At 73.0% G+C, this 18,782-nt stretch carries 18 protein-coding genes; 12 read left to right on the top strand and 6 right to left on the bottom strand.

The window, feature by feature from the left end:
* Positions 1–73 precede the first annotated feature (73 nt).
* Both CP969_RS28410 and CP969_RS28405 read right to left on the bottom strand, forming a co-directional pair.
* Positions 74–292, bottom strand: a complete 219-nt coding sequence (locus CP969_RS28410; protein WP_016824310.1) for a hypothetical protein — start codon at positions 290–292, stop codon at positions 74–76.
* Between the two features lie 123 nt (positions 293–415).
* Entirely contained in the window at positions 416–1,126 is a 711-nt protein-coding gene (locus CP969_RS28405) for a TetR/AcrR family transcriptional regulator (RefSeq protein WP_016824311.1), read from the bottom strand.
* 166 nt (positions 1,127–1,292) lie between these two features.
* On the opposite strand from CP969_RS28405, the gene CP969_RS28400 reads away from it, so the two are divergent.
* Positions 1,293–1,814: a cupin domain-containing protein gene (locus CP969_RS28400; RefSeq protein WP_016824312.1), complete on the top strand. Its 522-nt coding sequence runs from the start codon at positions 1,293–1,295 to the stop codon at positions 1,812–1,814.
* 482 nt (positions 1,815–2,296) lie between these two features.
* On the opposite strand, the gene CP969_RS28390 is transcribed toward CP969_RS28400, so the two are convergent.
* From CP969_RS28390 to CP969_RS28375, 4 genes are all read right to left on the bottom strand, one after another.
* Positions 2,297–3,469, bottom strand: coding sequence for an acyl-CoA dehydrogenase family protein (locus CP969_RS28390; RefSeq protein ID WP_004982356.1), 1,173 nt, complete (start codon positions 3,467–3,469; stop codon positions 2,297–2,299).
* A gap of 19 nt (positions 3,470–3,488) precedes the next feature.
* A complete protein-coding gene (locus CP969_RS28385) occupies positions 3,489–4,328 on the bottom strand; it encodes an alpha/beta fold hydrolase (RefSeq protein WP_004982364.1) in 840 nt (279 codons plus the stop codon).
* Positions 4,329–4,395: 67 nt separating this feature from the next.
* Entirely contained in the window at positions 4,396–5,799 is a 1,404-nt protein-coding gene (locus CP969_RS28380; RefSeq protein ID WP_016824314.1) for an MmgE/PrpD family protein, read from the bottom strand.
* A gap of 942 nt (positions 5,800–6,741) precedes the next feature.
* The gene (locus CP969_RS28375) at positions 6,742–7,509 is read right to left on the bottom strand and encodes an IclR family transcriptional regulator (protein ID WP_016824315.1); all 768 of its coding nucleotides are present in this window, start codon (positions 7,507–7,509) and stop codon (positions 6,742–6,744) included.
* A 250-nt stretch (positions 7,510–7,759) separates the two neighbouring features.
* Between CP969_RS28375 and CP969_RS28370 the strand changes: the two genes are divergently transcribed.
* The 11 genes from CP969_RS28370 (at position 7,760) to CP969_RS28320 (ending at position 18,763) form a co-directional block, all read left to right on the top strand.
* Complete coding sequence (locus CP969_RS28370; RefSeq protein WP_016824316.1) at positions 7,760–8,731, top strand: ABC transporter substrate-binding protein; 972 nt, start codon at positions 7,760–7,762, stop codon at positions 8,729–8,731.
* Complete coding sequence (locus tag CP969_RS28365) at positions 8,728–9,528, top strand: ABC transporter permease (RefSeq protein WP_004982373.1); 801 nt, start codon at positions 8,728–8,730, stop codon at positions 9,526–9,528. The genes CP969_RS28370 and CP969_RS28365 overlap by 4 nt, the downstream gene beginning before the upstream one ends.
* Positions 9,525–10,313 (top strand): ABC transporter permease, encoded by a 789-nt coding sequence (locus tag CP969_RS28360; protein WP_004982374.1) that lies wholly within the window; start codon positions 9,525–9,527, stop codon positions 10,311–10,313. Before CP969_RS28365 ends, CP969_RS28360 begins: the two co-directional genes overlap by 4 nt.
* Complete coding sequence (locus CP969_RS28355) at positions 10,310–11,113, top strand: ABC transporter ATP-binding protein (protein ID WP_016824317.1); 804 nt, start codon at positions 10,310–10,312, stop codon at positions 11,111–11,113. Before CP969_RS28360 ends, CP969_RS28355 begins: the two co-directional genes overlap by 4 nt.
* Positions 11,106–12,305, top strand: a complete 1,200-nt coding sequence (locus CP969_RS28350; RefSeq protein ID WP_004982378.1) for a flavin reductase family protein — start codon at positions 11,106–11,108, stop codon at positions 12,303–12,305. The genes CP969_RS28355 and CP969_RS28350 overlap by 8 nt, the downstream gene beginning before the upstream one ends.
* Positions 12,306–12,353: 48 nt before the next feature.
* A complete protein-coding gene (locus tag CP969_RS28345) occupies positions 12,354–13,232 on the top strand; it encodes a VOC family protein (RefSeq protein ID WP_016824318.1) in 879 nt (292 codons plus the stop codon).
* 30 nt (positions 13,233–13,262) lie between these two features.
* Entirely contained in the window at positions 13,263–14,429 is a 1,167-nt protein-coding gene (locus CP969_RS28340; RefSeq protein WP_004982383.1) for an acyl-CoA dehydrogenase family protein, read from the top strand.
* Positions 14,429–15,301: an alpha/beta fold hydrolase gene (locus CP969_RS28335; RefSeq protein ID WP_004982386.1), complete on the top strand. Its 873-nt coding sequence runs from the start codon at positions 14,429–14,431 to the stop codon at positions 15,299–15,301. Before CP969_RS28340 ends, CP969_RS28335 begins: the two co-directional genes overlap by 1 nt.
* Positions 15,302–15,351: 50 nt before the next feature.
* Entirely contained in the window at positions 15,352–16,212 is an 861-nt protein-coding gene (locus CP969_RS28330; RefSeq protein WP_004982388.1) for an alpha/beta fold hydrolase, read from the top strand.
* Between the two features lie 143 nt (positions 16,213–16,355).
* Positions 16,356–17,828 (top strand): 4-hydroxyphenylacetate 3-hydroxylase N-terminal domain-containing protein, encoded by a 1,473-nt coding sequence (locus tag CP969_RS28325; protein ID WP_004982389.1) that lies wholly within the window; start codon positions 16,356–16,358, stop codon positions 17,826–17,828.
* A gap of 197 nt (positions 17,829–18,025) precedes the next feature.
* Positions 18,026–18,763: a YqjF family protein gene (locus CP969_RS28320; protein ID WP_051044387.1), complete on the top strand. Its 738-nt coding sequence runs from the start codon at positions 18,026–18,028 to the stop codon at positions 18,761–18,763.
* Positions 18,764–18,782: the final 19 nt, after the last annotated feature.

Here is an 18,782-nt window from a genome sequence, read left to right as displayed (position 1 = left end):
CGTTCGGCGCCGGGACCCTCCGCCGCGGCGGACAGGAGGACGTGACCGGTGGCCCGCCGGGCCGCCGGTCCGCTCATCCGGAGCCGGCGCCGGAGGGGTCCTGGCCGCCCGTCCGGGCGGCCAGCAGGTGGCCGAACAGCCCGCCGGCCCGGAGCCATTCCAGTTCCAGCGGCGTGTCGATGCGGCACTCGGCGGCGCCGTCCCACAGCACGCGGCCGCCGCGGCGGACCCGGACGGTGGCGCTCGTCGACCCCCGCTCGATCAGCCACCGGCCCGCGGCGGAACGCCGCACGGTCCTCCGCCGCGTCGTCACCGCGCCGGGCCGCCGCGGCCCTTGACTCCGGGAGGTGCGACCGGCCGCTCGTCGGCCGCCCCTCGGCGGGCTCCGGGCAAGCCGTACCGACTCGGCCCGCTGTCAGCTCCGGCTGCCCGGTGTCTCCTCCGGCGACGGGTCCGCCGTCGCTGCGGCGTCCTCCTGCCCGAGGGTGCGGAGCGCCTCGCGCAGGGCGGGGCGCGGGGCGAGGGCGTGGGCGGCCCGGAGGGAGCCCGCCAGCAGGGCGATCCAGGCCTCGGCCAGCGCGCCGGCCTCCACGGGACGGCCGTTCCTCAGCCAGAGGAGGGACATCTCGTCGCAGGCGGCGCCGAACCCCCGCATGGCCAGGAGGAGGGCGGGGTCGTCGGCGTCGAGGCCGAGCACCGCGCAGATGGTCCGGACCCCTTCCTCCCGTGTCGCCTCGAAGGCCGCCGACGCCAGGTCGGTGGCCTGCGCACGGCGCAGGACGAGGTGCAGCGCGACGTCCTCGTGTGCGGCCAGGAAGCGCAGATGCGCGGTGAAGTGCTGCCGCAGCCGGTCGACGACCGGGCCTTCGGAGGCGAACTCCGTGGCGGCCCGCAGTTGTTGGTCGATCTCCCGCACGACCTCCGCGTAGAGGCTCTCCTTGCCCTGGAAGTGGTGGGACAGCAGCCCGTGCGCGACACCCGCGGTCCGGGCGATGTCCCCCACGGTGACCTCGCCGTACGGACGCCGGGAGAAGTTCTCCAGCGCCGCGTGCAGCAGCTTCCGGCGTGTCTCCTGGGCGGCCGCCTGCCGCCGGGTCGGCGGCTTGGCTGCTTCGGGCGGGGCCACGTCCGTACCTCCCGGCGATGACGGCGACGATCTGTGATCCAGCAGCGTAGGCGAGACCCGGGCGACCGCCCGCCCCGGGACCCTTGATTGATTGCCATTCAATGACTTACATTCAACGTACGTCGCGGCATGCCGCCCGGGCGACGCCGCGAGAAGGGACCGCGCCATGGTTTTCCGCTTACCGCTCCCCGACGAGGACGACCCGGTCTGGACGTCCGCCAACGGCTTCGTCGTCCGCAAGGACGAGGGGGTCGTCCGGCTCACGGGGCACGAGACGATGTCGGTCAAGGTCACGGGGGAGGAGACGGACGGTGCCCTCGCGTTCATGGACGGACTCATCGAGCCCGGCCACGGCAACGTCCCGCACATCCACTCGAAGGAGGACGAGGCCTTCTACGTCCTGTCCGGCGAGTTCGAGTTCCTCAACGGGTCCGAGAGGTTCACGGCCGGCCCCGAGGACTTCGTCTACATCCCCAAGGGCACACGGCACGCCTTCAGGAACCTGGGGCAGGAAGCGGCCCGGCTCCTGATCTTCTACACGCCCGCCGGGCCCGAGTCGTTCTTCCTGGCCCACGGCGAGACGGACCGCGCTCCAAAGCCCTGGCCCGACGAGAAGCTGAACGAGCTCGTGGACGTCCTCGGCGCGCACAACATGGTGCTGCTGCCGGGGGACGACGACTGGCACTGAGTGCTCCTGCGGGCCCCGCCCCGTCGCCGACCGGGAGGAGCGTGCGGGCAGCCGCCGGAGCGGCTCCACCGCGCCGGGCCGGTCCGACCGTGCGCTCCACGCCGCGGTGGGCGCGGCGGACAGGGGCCCGGCGCCGGTCTCCTGGAACGACCGTCACCACCCGGTGCGGGGCCACCGCGCTCGGCGGCCCCGCAAGCGAACGCACCGGGGGACAGGGGACGCCGTGCGGGCGGCCTCCTCCAGGACGGCCGCCGCCTCGGTCACGGCGGCGGTGTACTCGGGGGCGCTCATGCGTGCCTCCTCATGCGTGCCTCCTGTCCGGGGGAAGAGGGGCGCGGTGCGGAACGGACATGCGGGCTACCTCCGGGAGGGGACGAACGGGGTGGTGGCGTGGTCGCCGGACGGCACGCGGGGGCCGCGTGCACGCATCACCGGCAGGGGCGCGGGGGCCGGGATGCGGCGTGACCGGCGTGCGGGGCGGGTCAGAAGAGCACGGAGGCCGGTACCGGGTGACCGAAGGTGTTCAGGCCGTAGGCCTGGTAGATCGGGTCGGCGTTGTTGCTGGCGTGGTTCATCGCGGCGTGGATGTCGCGCCAGCACCGCTGCAGGGCGGAGTCGCTGCGCAGCGCCGAGCCGCCGGCGTGCAGGAACAGCTCGTCGACGGCGTCCACCGCGCGGCGGGCGATGCGGACCTGGTTGCGGCGGACCCGAAGCCGTTCCTCGGCCGGGAACCGCTCGTCGCGCTGTGCCCGCTCCCACATCCGCTCGATGTCCCCGAACAGCTGGACCTCGCCGGCCTCCAGGTCGGAGATCGCCCGGCCCAGCACGGCGAGCTGGTGCGGGTCGCTGGCGGTCCGCACCCCGCGGGCCGTGACCCGGCCCCGCATCGAGGCGACGAACGCCGCCAGGGCGCCCTGCGCCATCGCGACCGTCGCGGTGGTGATGCCCGCGGTGAACATCGGGTGGAACGGCATCCGGTACAGCGGCGAGTCGCCCCGTCCGACCCGGTGTGCCAGGCCGCCGTCCTCCATCGGAACCGGGTCGAGGATCCGGTGCTCGGGGACGAACTTGTCCTCGATGAGGATGTCCTTGCTGCCGGTGCCGCGCAGCCCGACCACGTCCCACGAGTCCTGGATGATCTCGTAGTCCGCCCGCGGCAGGACGAAGTGGCGCAGTCCGCCCGGGACCGGCCTGCCCTCCTCGTCCACGATCAGGCCTCCCAGGATGATCCACCGGCAGTGGTCCGTGCCCGAGGAGAACGGCCAGCGACCGGAGAACCGGAACCCGCCCTCGACCGGGGTCGCGCGCCCCAGCGGGGCGTACGGCGAGGCGATCCAGGTGTCCGGGTCCTCGCCCCAGATCTCCTTCTGCACCGCGATGTCCATCTGCGCCACCTCGAACGCGTGGACCCCGACCACGCCGGCCACCCAGCCCGCGGAGGAGGACTGGACCCCGATGTCCCGCAGGGTGCGGAAGAAGTCGACCGGACTGGCCTCGTGGCCGCCGAACTCGGCCGGCTGCAGCATCCGGATGACGCCGCTGGAGCGCAGCACCTCGGCCGCCTCGTCGGTCAGTCGGCCCAGCTCGTCGCTGGGCGCGGCCTCGGCGGCGATCTCCTCGGCGCGGGCCAGGATCCGTTCGTGTACCTCGTGCATGGCGGAAGCCCTTTCTTCTTCAGTTGTGGAGCAGGAAGTCGGTGACGGTGCGGTTGAACTCGTCGGCGTGCTCGAGCTGGGCCCAGTGGCCGCAGCCGGCCAGCAGCACCATCCGGGAGCGGGGCACCAGGGAGACCAGCTTCAGCGAGCTCTCGTAGTGCACGACCCGGTCGTCGCGGCCGTGGAAGAACAGGGACGGTGCGGTGATGCCGGCGATCTGGGCGTGGGTGGCCATGTGCGGGCGCGGCCTGCCGATGCCGGCGGCGAAGTTGGCGAGGTGGTCCGGGCGTTCCACCGCGGCCTTGTGGCGGAGCCGGACCAGTTCCTCCGAGGCGTGCGCCGGGTCGAAGGTCATCACCTCGACCAGGTCGCGGAAGTTCTCCTCGGTGGGCTCGCGGTAGGTCCGCTGCAGCACCTTCACGCCCTCGCTCGGCCCGCCGCCGGGCACGAAGAGGTGGGCGCCGCCGACCCCGGCGCCCATGGTGATCAGGTGGCTGACCCGCTCCTGGTGGGTCGCGGCGAACATGATCGAGGTGGCGCCGCCCATCGAGTTGCCGATGAACGCCGCCTGCTCGATCCCCAGCGCGTCGAGGAACTCCAGCGCGGTCGCGGCGTGGTCGCGGTCGTCGTAGCCGACCGGGTCGGACTTGCCCCAGCCGGGCATGTCGACGGCCAGGCAGCGGAACCGCTCGCCGAGCTCGCGGATGTTCGCCGCGAAGTTGCTCCAGCCGGTCGCGCCGGGGCCGGAGCCGTGCAGCAGCACGAGCGGATGCCCCTCCCCGTACTCGTGGTAGTGGACGCGTCCGCTCGGCAGTTCCACGAAGCGGCTGGTCGCTTCCTCGGTGAAGGTGTCGGTCATGATCGGGATCCTCCTGGTCTCGGGTACGGCGCGCTGCGGGATGCGGCCGGTGAAGGGCGGGGCCGGGTCAGTCGCGTGCGGGTGGGCCGGCGAGGAGTGCCTGCAGGTCCCGGGGGTCGTCGGCGTCCGGGACGGCGTGGAGCGCCTCGAACCAGGACCGGGCGGCCGGGCCGTGCCCCACGCACTGGTGGAACTTCGCCGCCAGTTCGGCGCGGGAGAGCGGCCGGTGCGAGTCGCCGCGGGAGTGGTGGACGTCGCGGACCAGGACCCGGCCGTCGTCGGTGTGCAGCCGGACGACGGTGTGGCCGGGCTCCGCGGCCGGCGGCCGTTCCGCGAGCTCGATCCGGGCCATCAGCTCGGCCACGCCCGGACGTCGCAGGGCCTCGTCGGTGAAGTCGGCGAGCCGCACGTCCCCGGTCAGCAGGGCGACGGCGAGGGTGTACTCCAGGGAGAACTTGGCCTCGAGCCCGTTGCCCGGCCCGGTGTCCCGCAGTGGTCGGGTGCCGCCGTGTTCGAGGGTCACCTCCACCCGCGCGATCCGGCCGGGATCGGCGCCCAGCTCCTCGCGCAGGGAGATCCCCGCGTCGATCGCGCGCTGGGTGGCGAAGCAGGAGGGGTAGGCCTTGAGCGCGTAGTCGTCGGTCCAGCCGGTCATCCAGTGTTCCAGGCGCTCGCCCAGGAGCGCCGTGCGCTCCGGGTCGTGGTCGCCGAAGAGGTCCAGGAAGCCGCCGCGCGCCTCCAGCTGGGCGGGATGGGCGGTGAAGCCCCGCGTGGCGAGCCCGACGGCCATCACGGCGTCCCGGGAGGCGAGGCCGGCGTGCATCGGCTTGGTCATCGTGCCGAAGTTGGCCAGGCTCCCGGCCGCCTGGGAGGCGGCGATGCCCAGGGCGTGGGCGGTCGCGCCGGTGTCCAGGCCGAGCAGCCGGCAGGCGGCGGCGGTGGCGGCCAGCCGTCCGGTGGTGGAGGTGTTGTGCCAGCCGCGGCCGTAGTGGACGGCGTGCGGGAGCACCTCCGAGACCGCGCGGAAGACGGCGGAGCCGACGCTGTAGGCGGCGACGAGACCGGCACCGGTCACCGGACGGCGGGCGGCGAGCGCGAAGAGCGTCGGCAGCAGGACCGCCGCGGGGTGCATCGCCATGGAGGGAGCGGCGTCGTCCCAGTCCAGGGCGTGCGCGGCGGTGCCGTTGACCAGGGCGGCGTCGGCCGGTCCGAGCCTGCCCGCGGTGCCCCAGACGGCCGCCGTCCCGTCCGGCGCGAGCGCGCCGGACGGTGACTGGTCCTCGACCCAGTCGCGCACCAGCACCGCCGCGGGGGTGGTGAGCCCGGCCACGGCGACGCCGACGGTGTCGACCACCAGGCCGCGCAGGGCCACCCGGGGGGCGGGCTCGGCCCGGTGGTCCCGGTGGCAGACGAAGCCGACCAGCTGCGCGGTGGCACCGGCCTGCTGCGGCGTGGGAGGGGCGACGCTCACAGCTGTCCTCTCTACGGTGGATCCGCGGGGCTCCTCGGCGACCCGCGGTGACCAGTGTCGGAGCAGTGCGGGCCGAGCGGTCCCCGGCTCGCATCCAGCGGAAAGCGAGTTGGTGGCCGGGCATGACGGACACGTGCGGCGGTCGGCCGGAGAGGCGGGTGCCGCGGGTACTGCCGGCCCCGGTGTCCGGTTGTCGGGGTGATCGGGTGGCCGATCGGTCGGGTGGTCCGGTTCGTCCGGCTGGTCCGGCCGGACGGCTGATCCGGCCGGACGGCTGATCCGGCCGGGCGGCTGATCCGACCGGGCGCGGGCGACCGGTGGACCGGGCGGCGGTTCCCCGGGCCGATCGGCCGGCGGACACGCGGCGCCCCGTCGGCCGAGGGCGGCAGGCCGGACCGCCGGGCCCGCGTGGCCACCGCCCACGCCCTCCCTCCCCCGCCGCCGTACGGCCGACCTCGCCCCGGAGGGGACAAGCGAGCCTCGGGACACGCGAGCCTCGGGACACACGAGTCCTCGGCGGCCACGCGGGGCCGGGGAACCGCCCCGAGGAGGCCGGTGCTCACCGCGGTCGGCCGGGAGCCGTCGCACATGCGGCGGGGCGATGCGCCGGACGCCTCACCTCCGGCCGGTGGCCCGGGACCGGGACCGGACCGGGACCGGTCCCGGTCCGCCGGCCGGAGGCGCAGGGAGGAAGCGGCCGCGACGCCGGGGCCGCGCGGTGCGCGGCGCGGCGGTCGTGGCCGATCGGCTCGTCGGGGAACCGGCGCCCGGAGCGTTTCGGCCGGCACCTGGGCCGGTGGCCGTGTCGGCGGGACGACGAGGCCGATCGCCCGAGGGTCGGCGGCCCGTCCCACGGGTCCGGCCGCACCGGCACCGTGCGCCGGCCCCGAGGGCGCCGCCCGCCCGGGCGGCGCGGCCGGCCTCCCGGTGCGGTCCGCCGGTTCAGGCGTGCGTGCGGCTGAGCGGGGTGTCGTCCGCGCCGCTGCGCAGACCGGCGGAGATGTCCCGGGCCGTCGTACGGGCCAGGCGCCCCAGCGACACCGGCGGGTGCTGGCCCCGGCGGCCGCCGATCATCACACAGGTGCTCACCGACTGGTCCTCGGCGAAGACGGGGGCGGCCGCCCAGACCAGCGGGGAGGTGTGCTGCGTGCCGGTGGGAGAGTGCGCGAAGCCGAGCTGCCGCACCTGGGCCAGCTTCTGCCGCCAGGCGAACTGCTCCTCGCTGCGCAGCGGGCGCGACGCCGGCCGGCGGTCCGAGTCCCCGCCCCAGGCCAGGAGCACCAGACCGGCGGGGTGCTCGTCCAGCACCGGCGCCCCGAGCTGCTCCCAGACCCGGACGGTGTTCCGTCCGGCGATCTTGTCGATGATGTGCAGCCGGTCGCCCTCACGGGTCGCCAGGGCGACCGGCAGCCGGGTGCTCGCGTGCAGGTCGACCAGGGCCGGGCGGGCGCAGTCGCGCAACAGCCGGATGTCCGGGACGCCGTGGCCGAGCCGCCACAGGCGCGGGCCGAGCCGGTAGCGGCCACGGCCGGTCCGCTCGATCGCGCCGTGCTCGGAGAGGGTGGCGAGCATCCGGTGCACGGTGGCCGGTGGCAGATCGGTCACCGCGCAGATGTCGGCGACCGAGCGCTCGGGCACGCCTCCGGTGAAACAGCCGAGGATGTCGAAGGCCCGCGCCAGCACTCCGCGCTTGCCGTTGATCTCGCTCATCTCGGCTTCCTCCCGTCACCCGACGTTCCCCGGAGAGGGAACAGTTTCAGCCATGTGAAAGATGTGTGCACACGGAACGTACGTGACGTCTTCCGTTACGTCGAGGTTTCCGAGTCAGCCGAGATGAAATTCCGATTGGTGAGGGATCGGGCCACTCACGGGCCCTGCTTTGTCACTGTCGTCGTGCCCGTCACGGACACATCCTCCGCACGAGCCGAGCTCTCGGGCACGACAGAAGGACTGGACCCTCATGGCTTCCACTCGATTTCGCGCTCTCGCCACGACCGCCGTCGCGGCGCTGGCCCTGTGTACCGCCTGTTCCTCCGACGACTCCGGCTCGAAGTCGTCGGGTGACGGGCCGCTCAAGCTGGCCGTCTTCGCCTCGCTCAACGGTGTCCCGGCCTTCGCCGCGGACGACGAGGGCGTCTTCGACAAGCACGGCCTCGACGTCGAGATCAGTACGGCGAAGACGTCCACCGAGATGGTCCCGCAGCTGCTCGGCGGCAAGGTGAACCTCGCCCTGCTCGACACCGCCACCTCGCTCGTCGCCGCGGGCCAGGGTGTCGACCTGGTCTACGTCGCCGCGGCCACCGACGGAGGCATCCCCGAGGGCCAGGAGGACTTCAGCTTCGCCAACGTGTGGGTCAAGAAGGGCTCCCCGATCAAGTCGCTGGCCGACCTGACCGGCAAGACCGTCGGCGTGCCCCAGATCAAGAGCGCGCCCTGGGTCGACCTGCGCGGATCGGTCGACGAGGCCGGCGGCGACAGCTCCACCATCAAGTTCGTCGAGTCCCCGGACCCGCTGGCCGCCCTGAAGTCCGGCCAGGTCGACGCGACCACCACGCCCGAGCCGGTGGGCACCGTGGAGCGCGCCAAGGGCGAGCTGCACCCGCTCGGCCCGGTGAACTCCGGCGGCGGCGGATCGGCGTACGTCTGGGTCACCACCCGGGCCTTCGCCGACGCGAACCAGGACAAGGTGAAGGCGTTCGCGGAGGCGGTGCGCGAGGGCAACAAGACCGTCAACGGCGACCGCGACCTGCTGGTGAAGACCGCCGCCGAGGTACTCAAGGCGGACGCGGCGCTGCTGGAGAAGGCGGCCTTCCCGGTCTACGCGGAGAAGCCGCTGACCCAGGAGGACATCGAGTTCTCGGTCCAGTACATGGACAAGTACGACATGTTCGAGAAGGCCGCCCCGGACGCGGGGAAGCTGATCCTGCCGTGACCCGCACCCCGCTCCGGACGGCGCCACCCGGCGTCCGGCGCCTGGTCAACAGGCTCCTGGCGCTCCTGGTCGCGTTCGTCGTCTGGCACCTGTTCGCCCGCGGACCCGGATCCTCCAGCGGCTTTCCCACGCCGCTGGAGAGCATGGAGTCCGCGGTCGACCTGGCCGGCACCTCCGTCTACTGGTCGAACATCGCCACCTCGGTCGAGACCGCCCTGCTGGGCCTGGGCCTGGCCGTCCTGGTCGGTCTGCCCGTCGGCCTGCTGATCGGGGCCGACGAACGCGCCCGGCGCAGCACCCAGCTGATCCTGGACTTCGGCCGGACGGTGCCCGCGATCGCGCTGCTGCCGCTGTTCCTGCTGATGTTCGGCGCGACCCGCAGCCTCGGCCTGGTCCTCATCGTGGTGTCCGCGGTCTGGCCGGTCATCATCCAGACCTCGTACGCCGTCGGCGAGATCTCGCCGCAGCTGCGCCGGGTGGGGCAGGCCTACCACCTCACCCGGTGGCACCGGCTGCGCCACCTGATCGCTCCGTCCATGCTGCCCTTCGTCTTCGTCGGCCTGCGGATCGCCGCGACGATCTCGCTGCTGATGGCGATCAGCTCGGAGTTCCTCGGCGGCTCCGACGGACTGGGCTACCTGCTGCTGCAGGCGATGCAGATCAACGACACCCACCGGGCGTTCGTCTACTCGTTCACGGCGGCGCTCCTCGGCCTGGTGCTCAACCTGGTCTTCGTGCTGCTCCAGCGCCGCCTGCTGTGGTGGCACCCCTCGGTCCGCAAGGGAGGTGCGTCATGAGCAGGACGCTGCGCGTCGTCACCGCCGTCGCACGGGAACTGTGGCTCCCGGTGCTCCTGGTCGCCGCCTGGTGGTGGCTCAGTGCCGGCAGCACCTCGCTCTACTGGCCCCCACTCGCCGAGATCACCGACCGCTTCGTCGACCTGTGGTTCTTCGAGCACCTCGTCGAGGACGCGCTGCCCAGCGTGATCCGGCTGGTCTCCGGGTTCGGCATCGGGTTCGCCGTCGCCGTGGTGCTCGGTCTGGCCCTCGGGTCCGTGCCGGCCCTGGAGGACGCGACCCGGCCGCTGGTGGAGTTCATGCGCGCGCTGCCCAGCGTGGCGCTGCTGCCGATCATGATGCTGCTGCTCGGCACCGACGACGACATGAAGGTGATCACCATCGCCTTCGTCTCCACCTGGCCGATCCTGCTCAACACGGTCGAGGGCGTCCGTTCCGTCGACCCGGTGCTGCACCAGGTCGCGGCCGGCTACCGGCTCAGTGCCTGGCACCGGATCCGCCACCTCGTCGTTCCCGCCGCCATGCCGCAGATCTTCGCCGGTGCCCGGGTGGCGCTGTCGATGTCGGTGGTGGCGATGGTGCTCACCGAGATGGTCGGCAGTCCGGGCGGGCTGGGCTACTTCGTCCTCGACTCGCAGCGCACGTTCGACATCGTCGCGATGTGGACCGGCCTGATCGTCCTGGGCCTCATCGGCTACGCGGCGAACAAGACGTTCGGCCTCGTCGAGGCCCGGGTGCTGGCCTGGCACCGCGGCTCCACCAAGCAGAAGGAGGACCAGCGATGAAGACGCAGACCACCCTGAGCAAGGACGAGCCGGACGGCGGCGCCTCCGGCCCGATCATGCGGGTCCGCGGGCTGGGCCACAGCTACGGCGAGCGCGAGGTCCTCAAGGGCCTGGACTTCGAGGTCGGCCGCGGCGAGCTGATGTGCGTCGTGGGCCCCTCGGGCGTCGGCAAGACCACGCTCCTGGAGTGCCTGACCGGGCTGCGCCGCCCCAGCGAGGGCGAGGTGCTGTTCGACGGCGAGCGGATCGAGGCTCCCCCGCGCGGGCTGGCCATCGTCTTCCAGGACTACAGCCGGTCGCTGATGCCGTGGCTCAGCGTGCTCGACAACGTGGTGCTGCCGCTGCGCTCGGCGGGCGTGGCCAAGGACGAGCGGGAGCGGACCGCCCGGGAGGCGCTGGCCGAGGTCGGGCTGTCGGACTTCACCGGCCACTACCCCTGGCAGCTCTCCGGCGGCATGCAGCAGCGGGTCGCGATCGCGCGGGCGCTGGCCTACCGGCCGGCCGTCGTGGTGATGGACGAGCCGTTCGCCTCGGTGGACGCCCAGACCCGGGCGGACCTGGAGGACCTGCTGCTGCGGGTGCGCGAGCACCTCGGCATCACGGTGCTGCTGGTCACCCACGACATCGACGAGGCCGTCTACCTCTCCGACCGGGTGCTCGCCCTCGGCGGGAAGCCGGCCGGTATCCGCAGTCTGCTCACCGTCGACCTGCCCGCCCCGCGCGAGCAGGTCGCCACCAAGTCGCTGCCGCGGTTCGCCGAACTGCGCAGCCAGGTCTACAGGTTGATCCGCGATGTCTGAGACGACCACGGGCGCGGCCCTGACCGCGATAGACCCGCACACGTTCCGCGAGGCGCTGGGGCACTACCCGACCGGGGTGGCCCTGATCACCGCGACCCTCGACAGCGGCGAGCACATCGGGATGGTGGTGGGCACCTTCACCTCCGTCTCGCTCGACCCGCCCCTCGTCGGGTTCATGCCCGACCGCGCCTCGCGCACCTTCGCCCGGCTGCGGGAGGCGAGCACCTTCTGCGTCAACGTGCTCGCCGCCGACCAGGCCGACCTCGTCACGAGCTGGCGCGGCCCGGAGTCGTTCGCCGGCGTGGAGTGGCAGCCGTCGCCGTCCGGTGCGCCGATCCTGCGCGACTCGGTCGCCTGGGTCGACTGCTCCTACCACCGACTGGTCGACGCCGGCGACCACTACATCGTGCTCGGCGAGGTCCGTGCGCTCCAGGTGCAGCGTCCGACCTCTCCGCTGCTCTTCTTCCAGGGCGGCTTCGGCGGCTTCGCACCGTCGTCGTTCCTGGTGCCGGGCGAGCACGACCTGATCCGGGCCGCCCGGCTCAGCGAGGCGGCGATGGAGCCGCTGGCCGCGCTGGCCGCCGAGGAGTCGGCCGACGTCTCGCTGCTCGCGTCGATCGGCGACCACGACGTGGTGATCGGCACCGAGCGGGGCTCGGCGACACCCACCTACTTCGAGATCGGCCTGCGGCTGCCGCACCTGCCGCCCATCGGCGCGGTCCACCTCGACCCCGCCGACGAGACGGGACTCGCCCGCTGGCTCGACCGGCTGCCGCGCAAGGACGAGGCGGCGCGCGAGCGCTGCCGGGAGCTCGCGGAGCGGGTCGCCGTCCAGGGCTACTCGCTCTGCCTGGTCGGCCACGCCCCGGACCAGGACACCTGGCAGGACGTCACCCGCTACATCCACGGCGAGCCGACCCCGCGCCGCCAGCGCCAGGTGCTCAGCATGCACCTGGACCGCCTCGACTACTACGAACCCGACCTCGACCCGGACGGCACCTACGACGTCCGCTCGATCACCGTGGCGGTGCCGATGGCCGGCACCCCGCGGCTGGCGGTCCGGATGTCCTTCCCGCCGGCCGGGGCCGACGGGCGGACCGTCGCCCGGTGGAGTGCGCAGGTACGGGACCGGGCGGCCGAGGTCGCCGACCTGATCCAGATCCGGTTCGGACAGGACCGCGTGCTCGGCTGAACCCGCCCCGCTCCGCGCCGCACGACCGCACAACCGCGAAGGAGAGACATGACCGCCCGCGTCACCGCCCTCGGTTACCTGCAGTTCACCGCCACCGACCTCGACCACTGGCAGGACTTCGGCCAGCGGGTGCTCGGGCTGATGGCCGACCGCCGCGGCGACGACCGCCTGCTGTTCCGCATCGACGAGAAGGCCTACCGGCTGGAGGTGCGTCCCGGCGAGACCGGCGGCGTCCGCGCGGTCGGCTGGGAGACCAGGGGCCCCGCCGAGCTCGCCGAGCTGGAGGAGCGCCTGGTCGCCGCCGGGTACGAGGTCACCCGCCCGGGCGAGGCGGTCGCCCGGGAACGGATGGTCTCGGACCTGATCCGCTTCCGCGACCCCGACGACTGCTACGACCACGAGATCTTCTGGGGGCTGAGCACCTCCTCGGCGCGGTTCGCCTCCCCGATCGGCGCGGAGTTCGTCGCCGGGACCGAGGGCGTGGGCCACGTCCTGCAGGTGGTCTCGGACCGTGCCCGCTACGAGTCGCTCTTCCTCGACGTCCTGGGCTTCCGGCTCTCCGACCACATCGACCTCGCCCCGAACCTCGCAGCAACGTTTCTGCACTGCAACCGCCGCCACCACTCCTTCGCCTTCACCCCGAAGGTGGAGGGCCGCCCGCTGGGCGTGGGCCACTTCATGCTCGAGGTCACCGACCTCGACGTGATCGGCCGGGCCATGGAGCACATCGAGGACGAACCGCACCGGTTGCTGAAGACGTTCGGCCGGCACAGCAACGACCGGATGGTCAGCTTCTACCTGCTGACCCCGTCCGACGTGGGGCTCGAGTTCGGCACCGGCGGCATCAAGATCGACGACGAGACCTGGACGCCCACGCGGTACGACACCGCGCACTTCTGGGGCCACCACTCCGTCGACCACCACTGACCCGTCTGCCACACCAGAGAGGAAGGCGCCATGAACCCCGTGCTTGACCGCGTGCTGGAGCACGCCGAGCTGCTGGAGGGCGACGGACCCGTGTCCGAGGAACTCGGCCGGGTCAGCGACGAGGTCGCTGCCGTGCTGCGCGAGTCCGGGGTGATCCGGATGCTCCAGCCCCGCGACTTCGGCGGCTTCGAGTCCCACCCGACCGACTTCCTGCGCGTCGTCCACGAGATCGGCCGGCGCAACGGCGCGGCCGGCTGGGTCGCCGGCGTGGTGGGCGTCCACCCGCACGAGCTCGCCCAGGGCGACCCGCGGATGCAGCGCGAGATCTGGGGCGAGGACCCGGACACCTGGGTCGCCTCGCCGTACGCCCCGATGGGCCGGGCGCGACCGGTGGAGGGCGGCTACGTCTTCAACGGACGCTGGCCGTTCTCCTCGGGCACCGACCACTGCCGGTGGGTGATGATCGGCGGCCTGATCACCGACCAGGAGGGCAACGTCACCGACCGGGAGACGATCCACTTCGTCCTCCCGCGCGACGACTACGAGATCCTGCACGACTCCTGGGACGTCATCGGGCTGCGCGGCACCGGCAGCAAGGACATCGTGGTCAAGGACGCCTTCGTGCCCGGGCACCGGCTGATCCGGACCGACCCGGTCACCGACGGCAGCGCCGGGCCGATCGCCGGCCGGGACGCGCCGCTGTACTCGATGCCGCGCAACGTGATCTTCTCCGGAGCGATCACCACGGCGACGATCGCCCTGGCCCAGGGCACCCTGGACGCGTACGTCCGGTGGACCCGGGAGCGCAGCAGCCGGTTCGGCTCCGCCAGCCGCGACCCGTTCCAGCTCTCCGCCCTGGCTCCGGCCGCCGCCGACATCGACGCCAGCCTCCGCCACGTCCTGCACGACGTGGACCGGGCCTTCGACATCGTCTCCTCCGGCCGGCTGCTGACCCTCTCCGAGCGTGCCGGGATCCGCCGCAACCAGGTCTCCGCCTCGCACCGCGCGGCCGCGGCCGCCGACGAGGTCTTCAAGGTCAGCGGCGGCTCGCAGCTGCACGCCAAGAACCCCATGCAGCGGATGTGGCGCGACTGCCAGAGCGCCCTGCACCACGTGCAGAACTACGCGGGTCCGCTGTACCAGGCCTACGGCATGGACTTCTTCGGCGGCGAGATGCCGGCGGCGGTGAAGGTCTGATGCCCGCCGCCCCCCATCCGCCGACCCGGGAGTCCACCTCCCGTTTCGTCACCGTCGACGGCACCCGCCTGCACTACCACGAGGCCGGCACCGGACCGGAGGTGCTGCTGTGCATCCACGGCGGGGCGCCCGGGGCCTCGGGCTGGGGCAACTTCGGCACCAACCTCGCCGAACTGTCCCGGCACGCCCGGGTCCTGGTCGTCGACCTGCCGGGCTACGGCCGGTCCGACACCATCGACCTGACCGGCGGCAAGTACCGGCCCCACGCGGACGTCTTCGCCGCGATGCTCACCGAACTGGGCATCGAGCGGGCGAGCGTGGTCGGTCTGGCCACCGGCGGCGCGGTCGCGATCGCGATGGCCCTGCACCACGCCGAGCGCGTGGACCGCCTGGTCCTGGTCTCCAGCGCCGGCGGGGTCCCGCTGTTCAGCACGATGCCGTCCGAGGGCCAGAAGGCCATCCGCTCCTACTACGCGGGCGAGGGCCCGTCGCGGGAGAAGATGCGCGCCTACCTGCGGATGATGATGTTCGACCCCGGACTGGTCACCGACGCACTCGTCGAGGAGCGGTACCTGGAGTCGGTCGCCGGCGGCGAGGAGCGCCGGGCCGCCGCCGAGTCGGCGGGCGTGCCGGCCGAGCCGCTGTGGCAGGAACTGGGCCGGATCGCGGCGCCGACGCTGATCGTCTGGGGGACCGAGAACCGGGTGCAGGGCTTCGACAACGCCCTCTTCCTGCTCAAGCAGATCCCGGACGCCCAGCTGCACCTGTTCAAGCGGACCGGACTGTGGGTGCCCCACGAGCGCGCCTCGGAGTTCACCCGGCTGGTGCTCGGGTTCCTCGCCGAACGCCCCGCCGCCCCGGCCCCCGTCTGAGGCCGCCCGGGCCCGCCCGGGGCGCCCCGCCAGAAACACAAGGAGAGACGATGTCGTACACGAGCGTGTGGTCCGACCTGGCGCAGGTCGAGTTCCGGCAGGGATACCTGGAGACGGGGCCGTACCGGACCCGGTTCCTGCAGTCGGGCAGCCCGGACAAGCCGCTGCTGCTGATGCTGCACGGGATCACCGGGCACGCCGAGGCGTACGTGCGGAACCTGGCCGCGCACGCGGAGCACTTCAACTGCTACGCCGTCGACTTCATCGGCCACGGCTACTCCACCAAGCCGGAGCACCCGCTGGAGATCCCGCACTACCTCGACCAGGTGCAGCGGCTGCTGGACGCGCTGGGGTACGACAGCGCGTACTTCAGCGGGGAGTCGCTGGGCGGCTGGGTGACCGCGCGGTTCGCGCAGCTGCACCCCGAGCGCACCGAGCGGATCGTGCTCAACACGATGGGTGGCACGATGGCCAACCCGCAGGTGATGGAGCGGCTGCTGACGCTGTCCACGCAGGCCGCCGAGGACCCCTCCTGGGAGCGGGTCAAGGCCCGCCTGGAGTGGCTGATGGCCGACCCGTCGATGGTCACCGACGACCTGATCAGGACCCGGCAGGCGATCTTCGAGCAGCCGGACTGGAAGATGGCCTGCCGGATGAACATGGCGCTGCAGGACCTGGAGACCCGGCGGCGCAACATGCTCACCGACGACGACCTGCGCGCCATCGAGGCGGAGGCGCTGGTCGTGTGGACCACCAAGGACCCCTCGGGTCCGGTGGACGAGGGACGCCGGATCGCCGACCTGATCCCGCGCGGCCGGCTCGCGGTGATCGAGAACGCCGGCCACTGGCCCCAGTACGAGCAGACCGAGACCTTCAACCGGATCCAGCTCGACTTCCTGCTCGGCCGCTGACCTCCGCTCCCCCGGCCGGGCCGCCACCGCGGCGGCCCGGCGGCGGTCCCCCCTGCCCCAGCGTCCGGGAGCCGGGCCACCACGTCGCGTCCCCGGCGGACGCACGCGCCAAGCCTCATCCCGAGGAGACAAGGAGTGACGACATGGGACTTCGTTCGGGTGCCGCGTTCATGGAGAGCCTGCGGGACGGGCGCAGCCTGTACATCGACGGTGAGCGGGTCGACGACGTCACCGCCCACCCCGCCTTCCGGGGCGTGCTCACGACGCTCGCCGGACTCTACGACGCCCAGCTGGACCCGGAGTTCGCCGACGTGCTGACGGTGTGGGACGCCGCGAGCGGGGAGGCCTGCAGCACCACCCTGCTCGAGGCGCGCGACCACGGGGACGTGCTGGCCCGGCAGCGCTGCGACCGGCTCCGGACCGAGCTCACCTACGGCCTGATGGGCCGGCTCCCGGACTTCATGAACGCCTACCTGCTCGACGTCAAGAGCAGCCTCGAGCACGTCGGCAAGCACCAGGAGGCGGCCCGGATGGACGCCTGTCTCGCCCGGCTGCGGCGGGAGGACCTCGCGGTCACCCACACCCTGGTGGACCCGCAGAGCGACCGCTCGACGCAGGACGCCCCGCCCGAGGCGGTGCGCATCGTGGAGCGCCGCGCGGACGGCATCGTGATCCGCGGCGCGCGTCTGCTCTCCACCCTTGCCCCGGTGGCCAACGAGGTCTTCGTCGGCCCGTACGCACCGCGCCGGCCCGGCCAGGAGGACTACGCCCTGGTCTGCATGCTGCCGCTCGACGCACCCGGCCTCAAGATCGTCTGCCGGCAGGCCTACGACCGCGGGGACGGCCTCTTCGACACCCCGCTGAGCGGTCGGTTCGACGAGGGTGACGCGATCCTCGTCTTCGACGACGTCTTCGTCCCCGAGGACCGGGTCGTCGTCGCCGGCGACCTGGACGCCTACAACAACGTGGTGCGCAACGCGGTCGGCTACGGCCCGCTCCAGGGCGCGGCGCGCAGCACCTCCAAACTGAAGTTCCTCGCCGGCCTGGCCACGGTGGCCGCCCGGACGACGGGCCGGGCGGCCTCTCCGCGTTACCAGGAGGAACTCGGCGAGATCATGGGGCTGTTGAACGTCGCCGAGGGCCTCCTCGACGGGGCCGCCCTCGACCTGAGCCGCCGGATCGGCGAGCGTCGCGACCCCGCATCGGCGCTGCGCGGTCACGGCCACCCGGGCGAGGAGTCGCGGGTCGGCATCGCGGCGTTGACGTTCTTCTTCCCGTACGCGATCGCCAAGGCGGTCGAGGTGCTCCGGACGGTCGCGGGCAGCGGCGCGATCGTGATGACCGAGGGCGAGCTGCGGCACGAGGAGATCGGCCACCTCGTCGAGAAGTACGTCCACGGCCCGGAGATCAGTGCCGAGCGCCGTCTTCAGGTGATGCGGATGGTCTGGGACATGACCTGCAGCCCGTTCGCCGCCCGTCAGGCGCTCTACGAGCGCTACTACACCGGCGACCCGGTCGTCGGCCGGGTGCTGTTCTTCAACGCCCCGAAGGCCCGCGAGGCGGAGGCCCTCGCCGAGCGCCTGCTGGGGGCCGGGACCGGCGTGACCCCGGACTGACCCGGGCCCACCGGACGGACGGGGGGCGGGGGGACGGGGGCCCCGTCGCTCCCGGCGGCTGCCCGCCCTGCTTCGACACGGCCGCGGACGGTGACGCTTTCATCGCTCGGGCGGGAGGAACGGACCGCTGCCGCGGCCGGGCGGCCCCCCAGGTCCATGCCGTGTTTTCCCCGACCGTGCGCGGGGACCCGCCGCCCGTGGTGGCACGGGAAGCGGAACAGCGGGTGCGTCTGCCCGCGCTGCGGGCCGGCTGGCTGACGCAGACGTTCGTCCACCGGCCCTTCCGGCCGGAGGCGGTACAGGCGCTGCTGCCCGAGGAACTGGTGGTGGACGAGTACGACGGCGCCGCATGGGTGGGGCTCACGCCCCTCGTCATGGCGGACGTACGCCTGCCCGGCGTCCCGGCCGCGCTGCCCGGCCTCCCGACGTTCGCGGAGACGAACCTGCGGACCTACGTCCGGTGCCGTGACGGGCGCGACGGGCTGTGGTTCCTGTCCCTCGAGGTGGCCTTCCCCCTCATGCTGGCGGCCCGCGCCATCGGTGCGCCGTACAACCCGGGCAGCCTCAGCGTCTCCACGGACGGGGACACCGTCGCGTACTCCGGTACGAGAGGGAACGGGGACGCCTCCTACCGCGTTCTCGTCCGTCGCGGCGACCCGATCGAGCCGACGGAGCGGGACGTGTGGCTGACCTCGCGCTGGCGGGCGTACACCCGTCGGCTCGGCGTGCTCTGGGAGACGCCCGTCGAGCATGAGCCGTGGCCGCTGGCCCACGCCACCGTCGAGGTACTGGAGGAGACCCTGACCACCGCGGCGGGCCTGGGGGAGGCTCCGCTCGGCGAGCCCGTGGTGCACTTCTCGGAAGGCGTCAGGCACGTACGGCTCGGGCTCCCCATGCCCTGCGTCCCAGGGCGGGTGTCTTCGCCGGCCTCCTGACTCCCGGCAGACGCGTTCC

Source organism: Streptomyces viridosporus T7A (assembly GCF_008704515.1).
GTDB lineage: Bacteria > Actinomycetota > Actinomycetes > Streptomycetales > Streptomycetaceae > Streptomyces > Streptomyces viridosporus.
The sequence above is the reverse complement of the archived record's forward strand: the minus strand, read 5'-3'. Positions and strand labels throughout refer to the sequence as shown.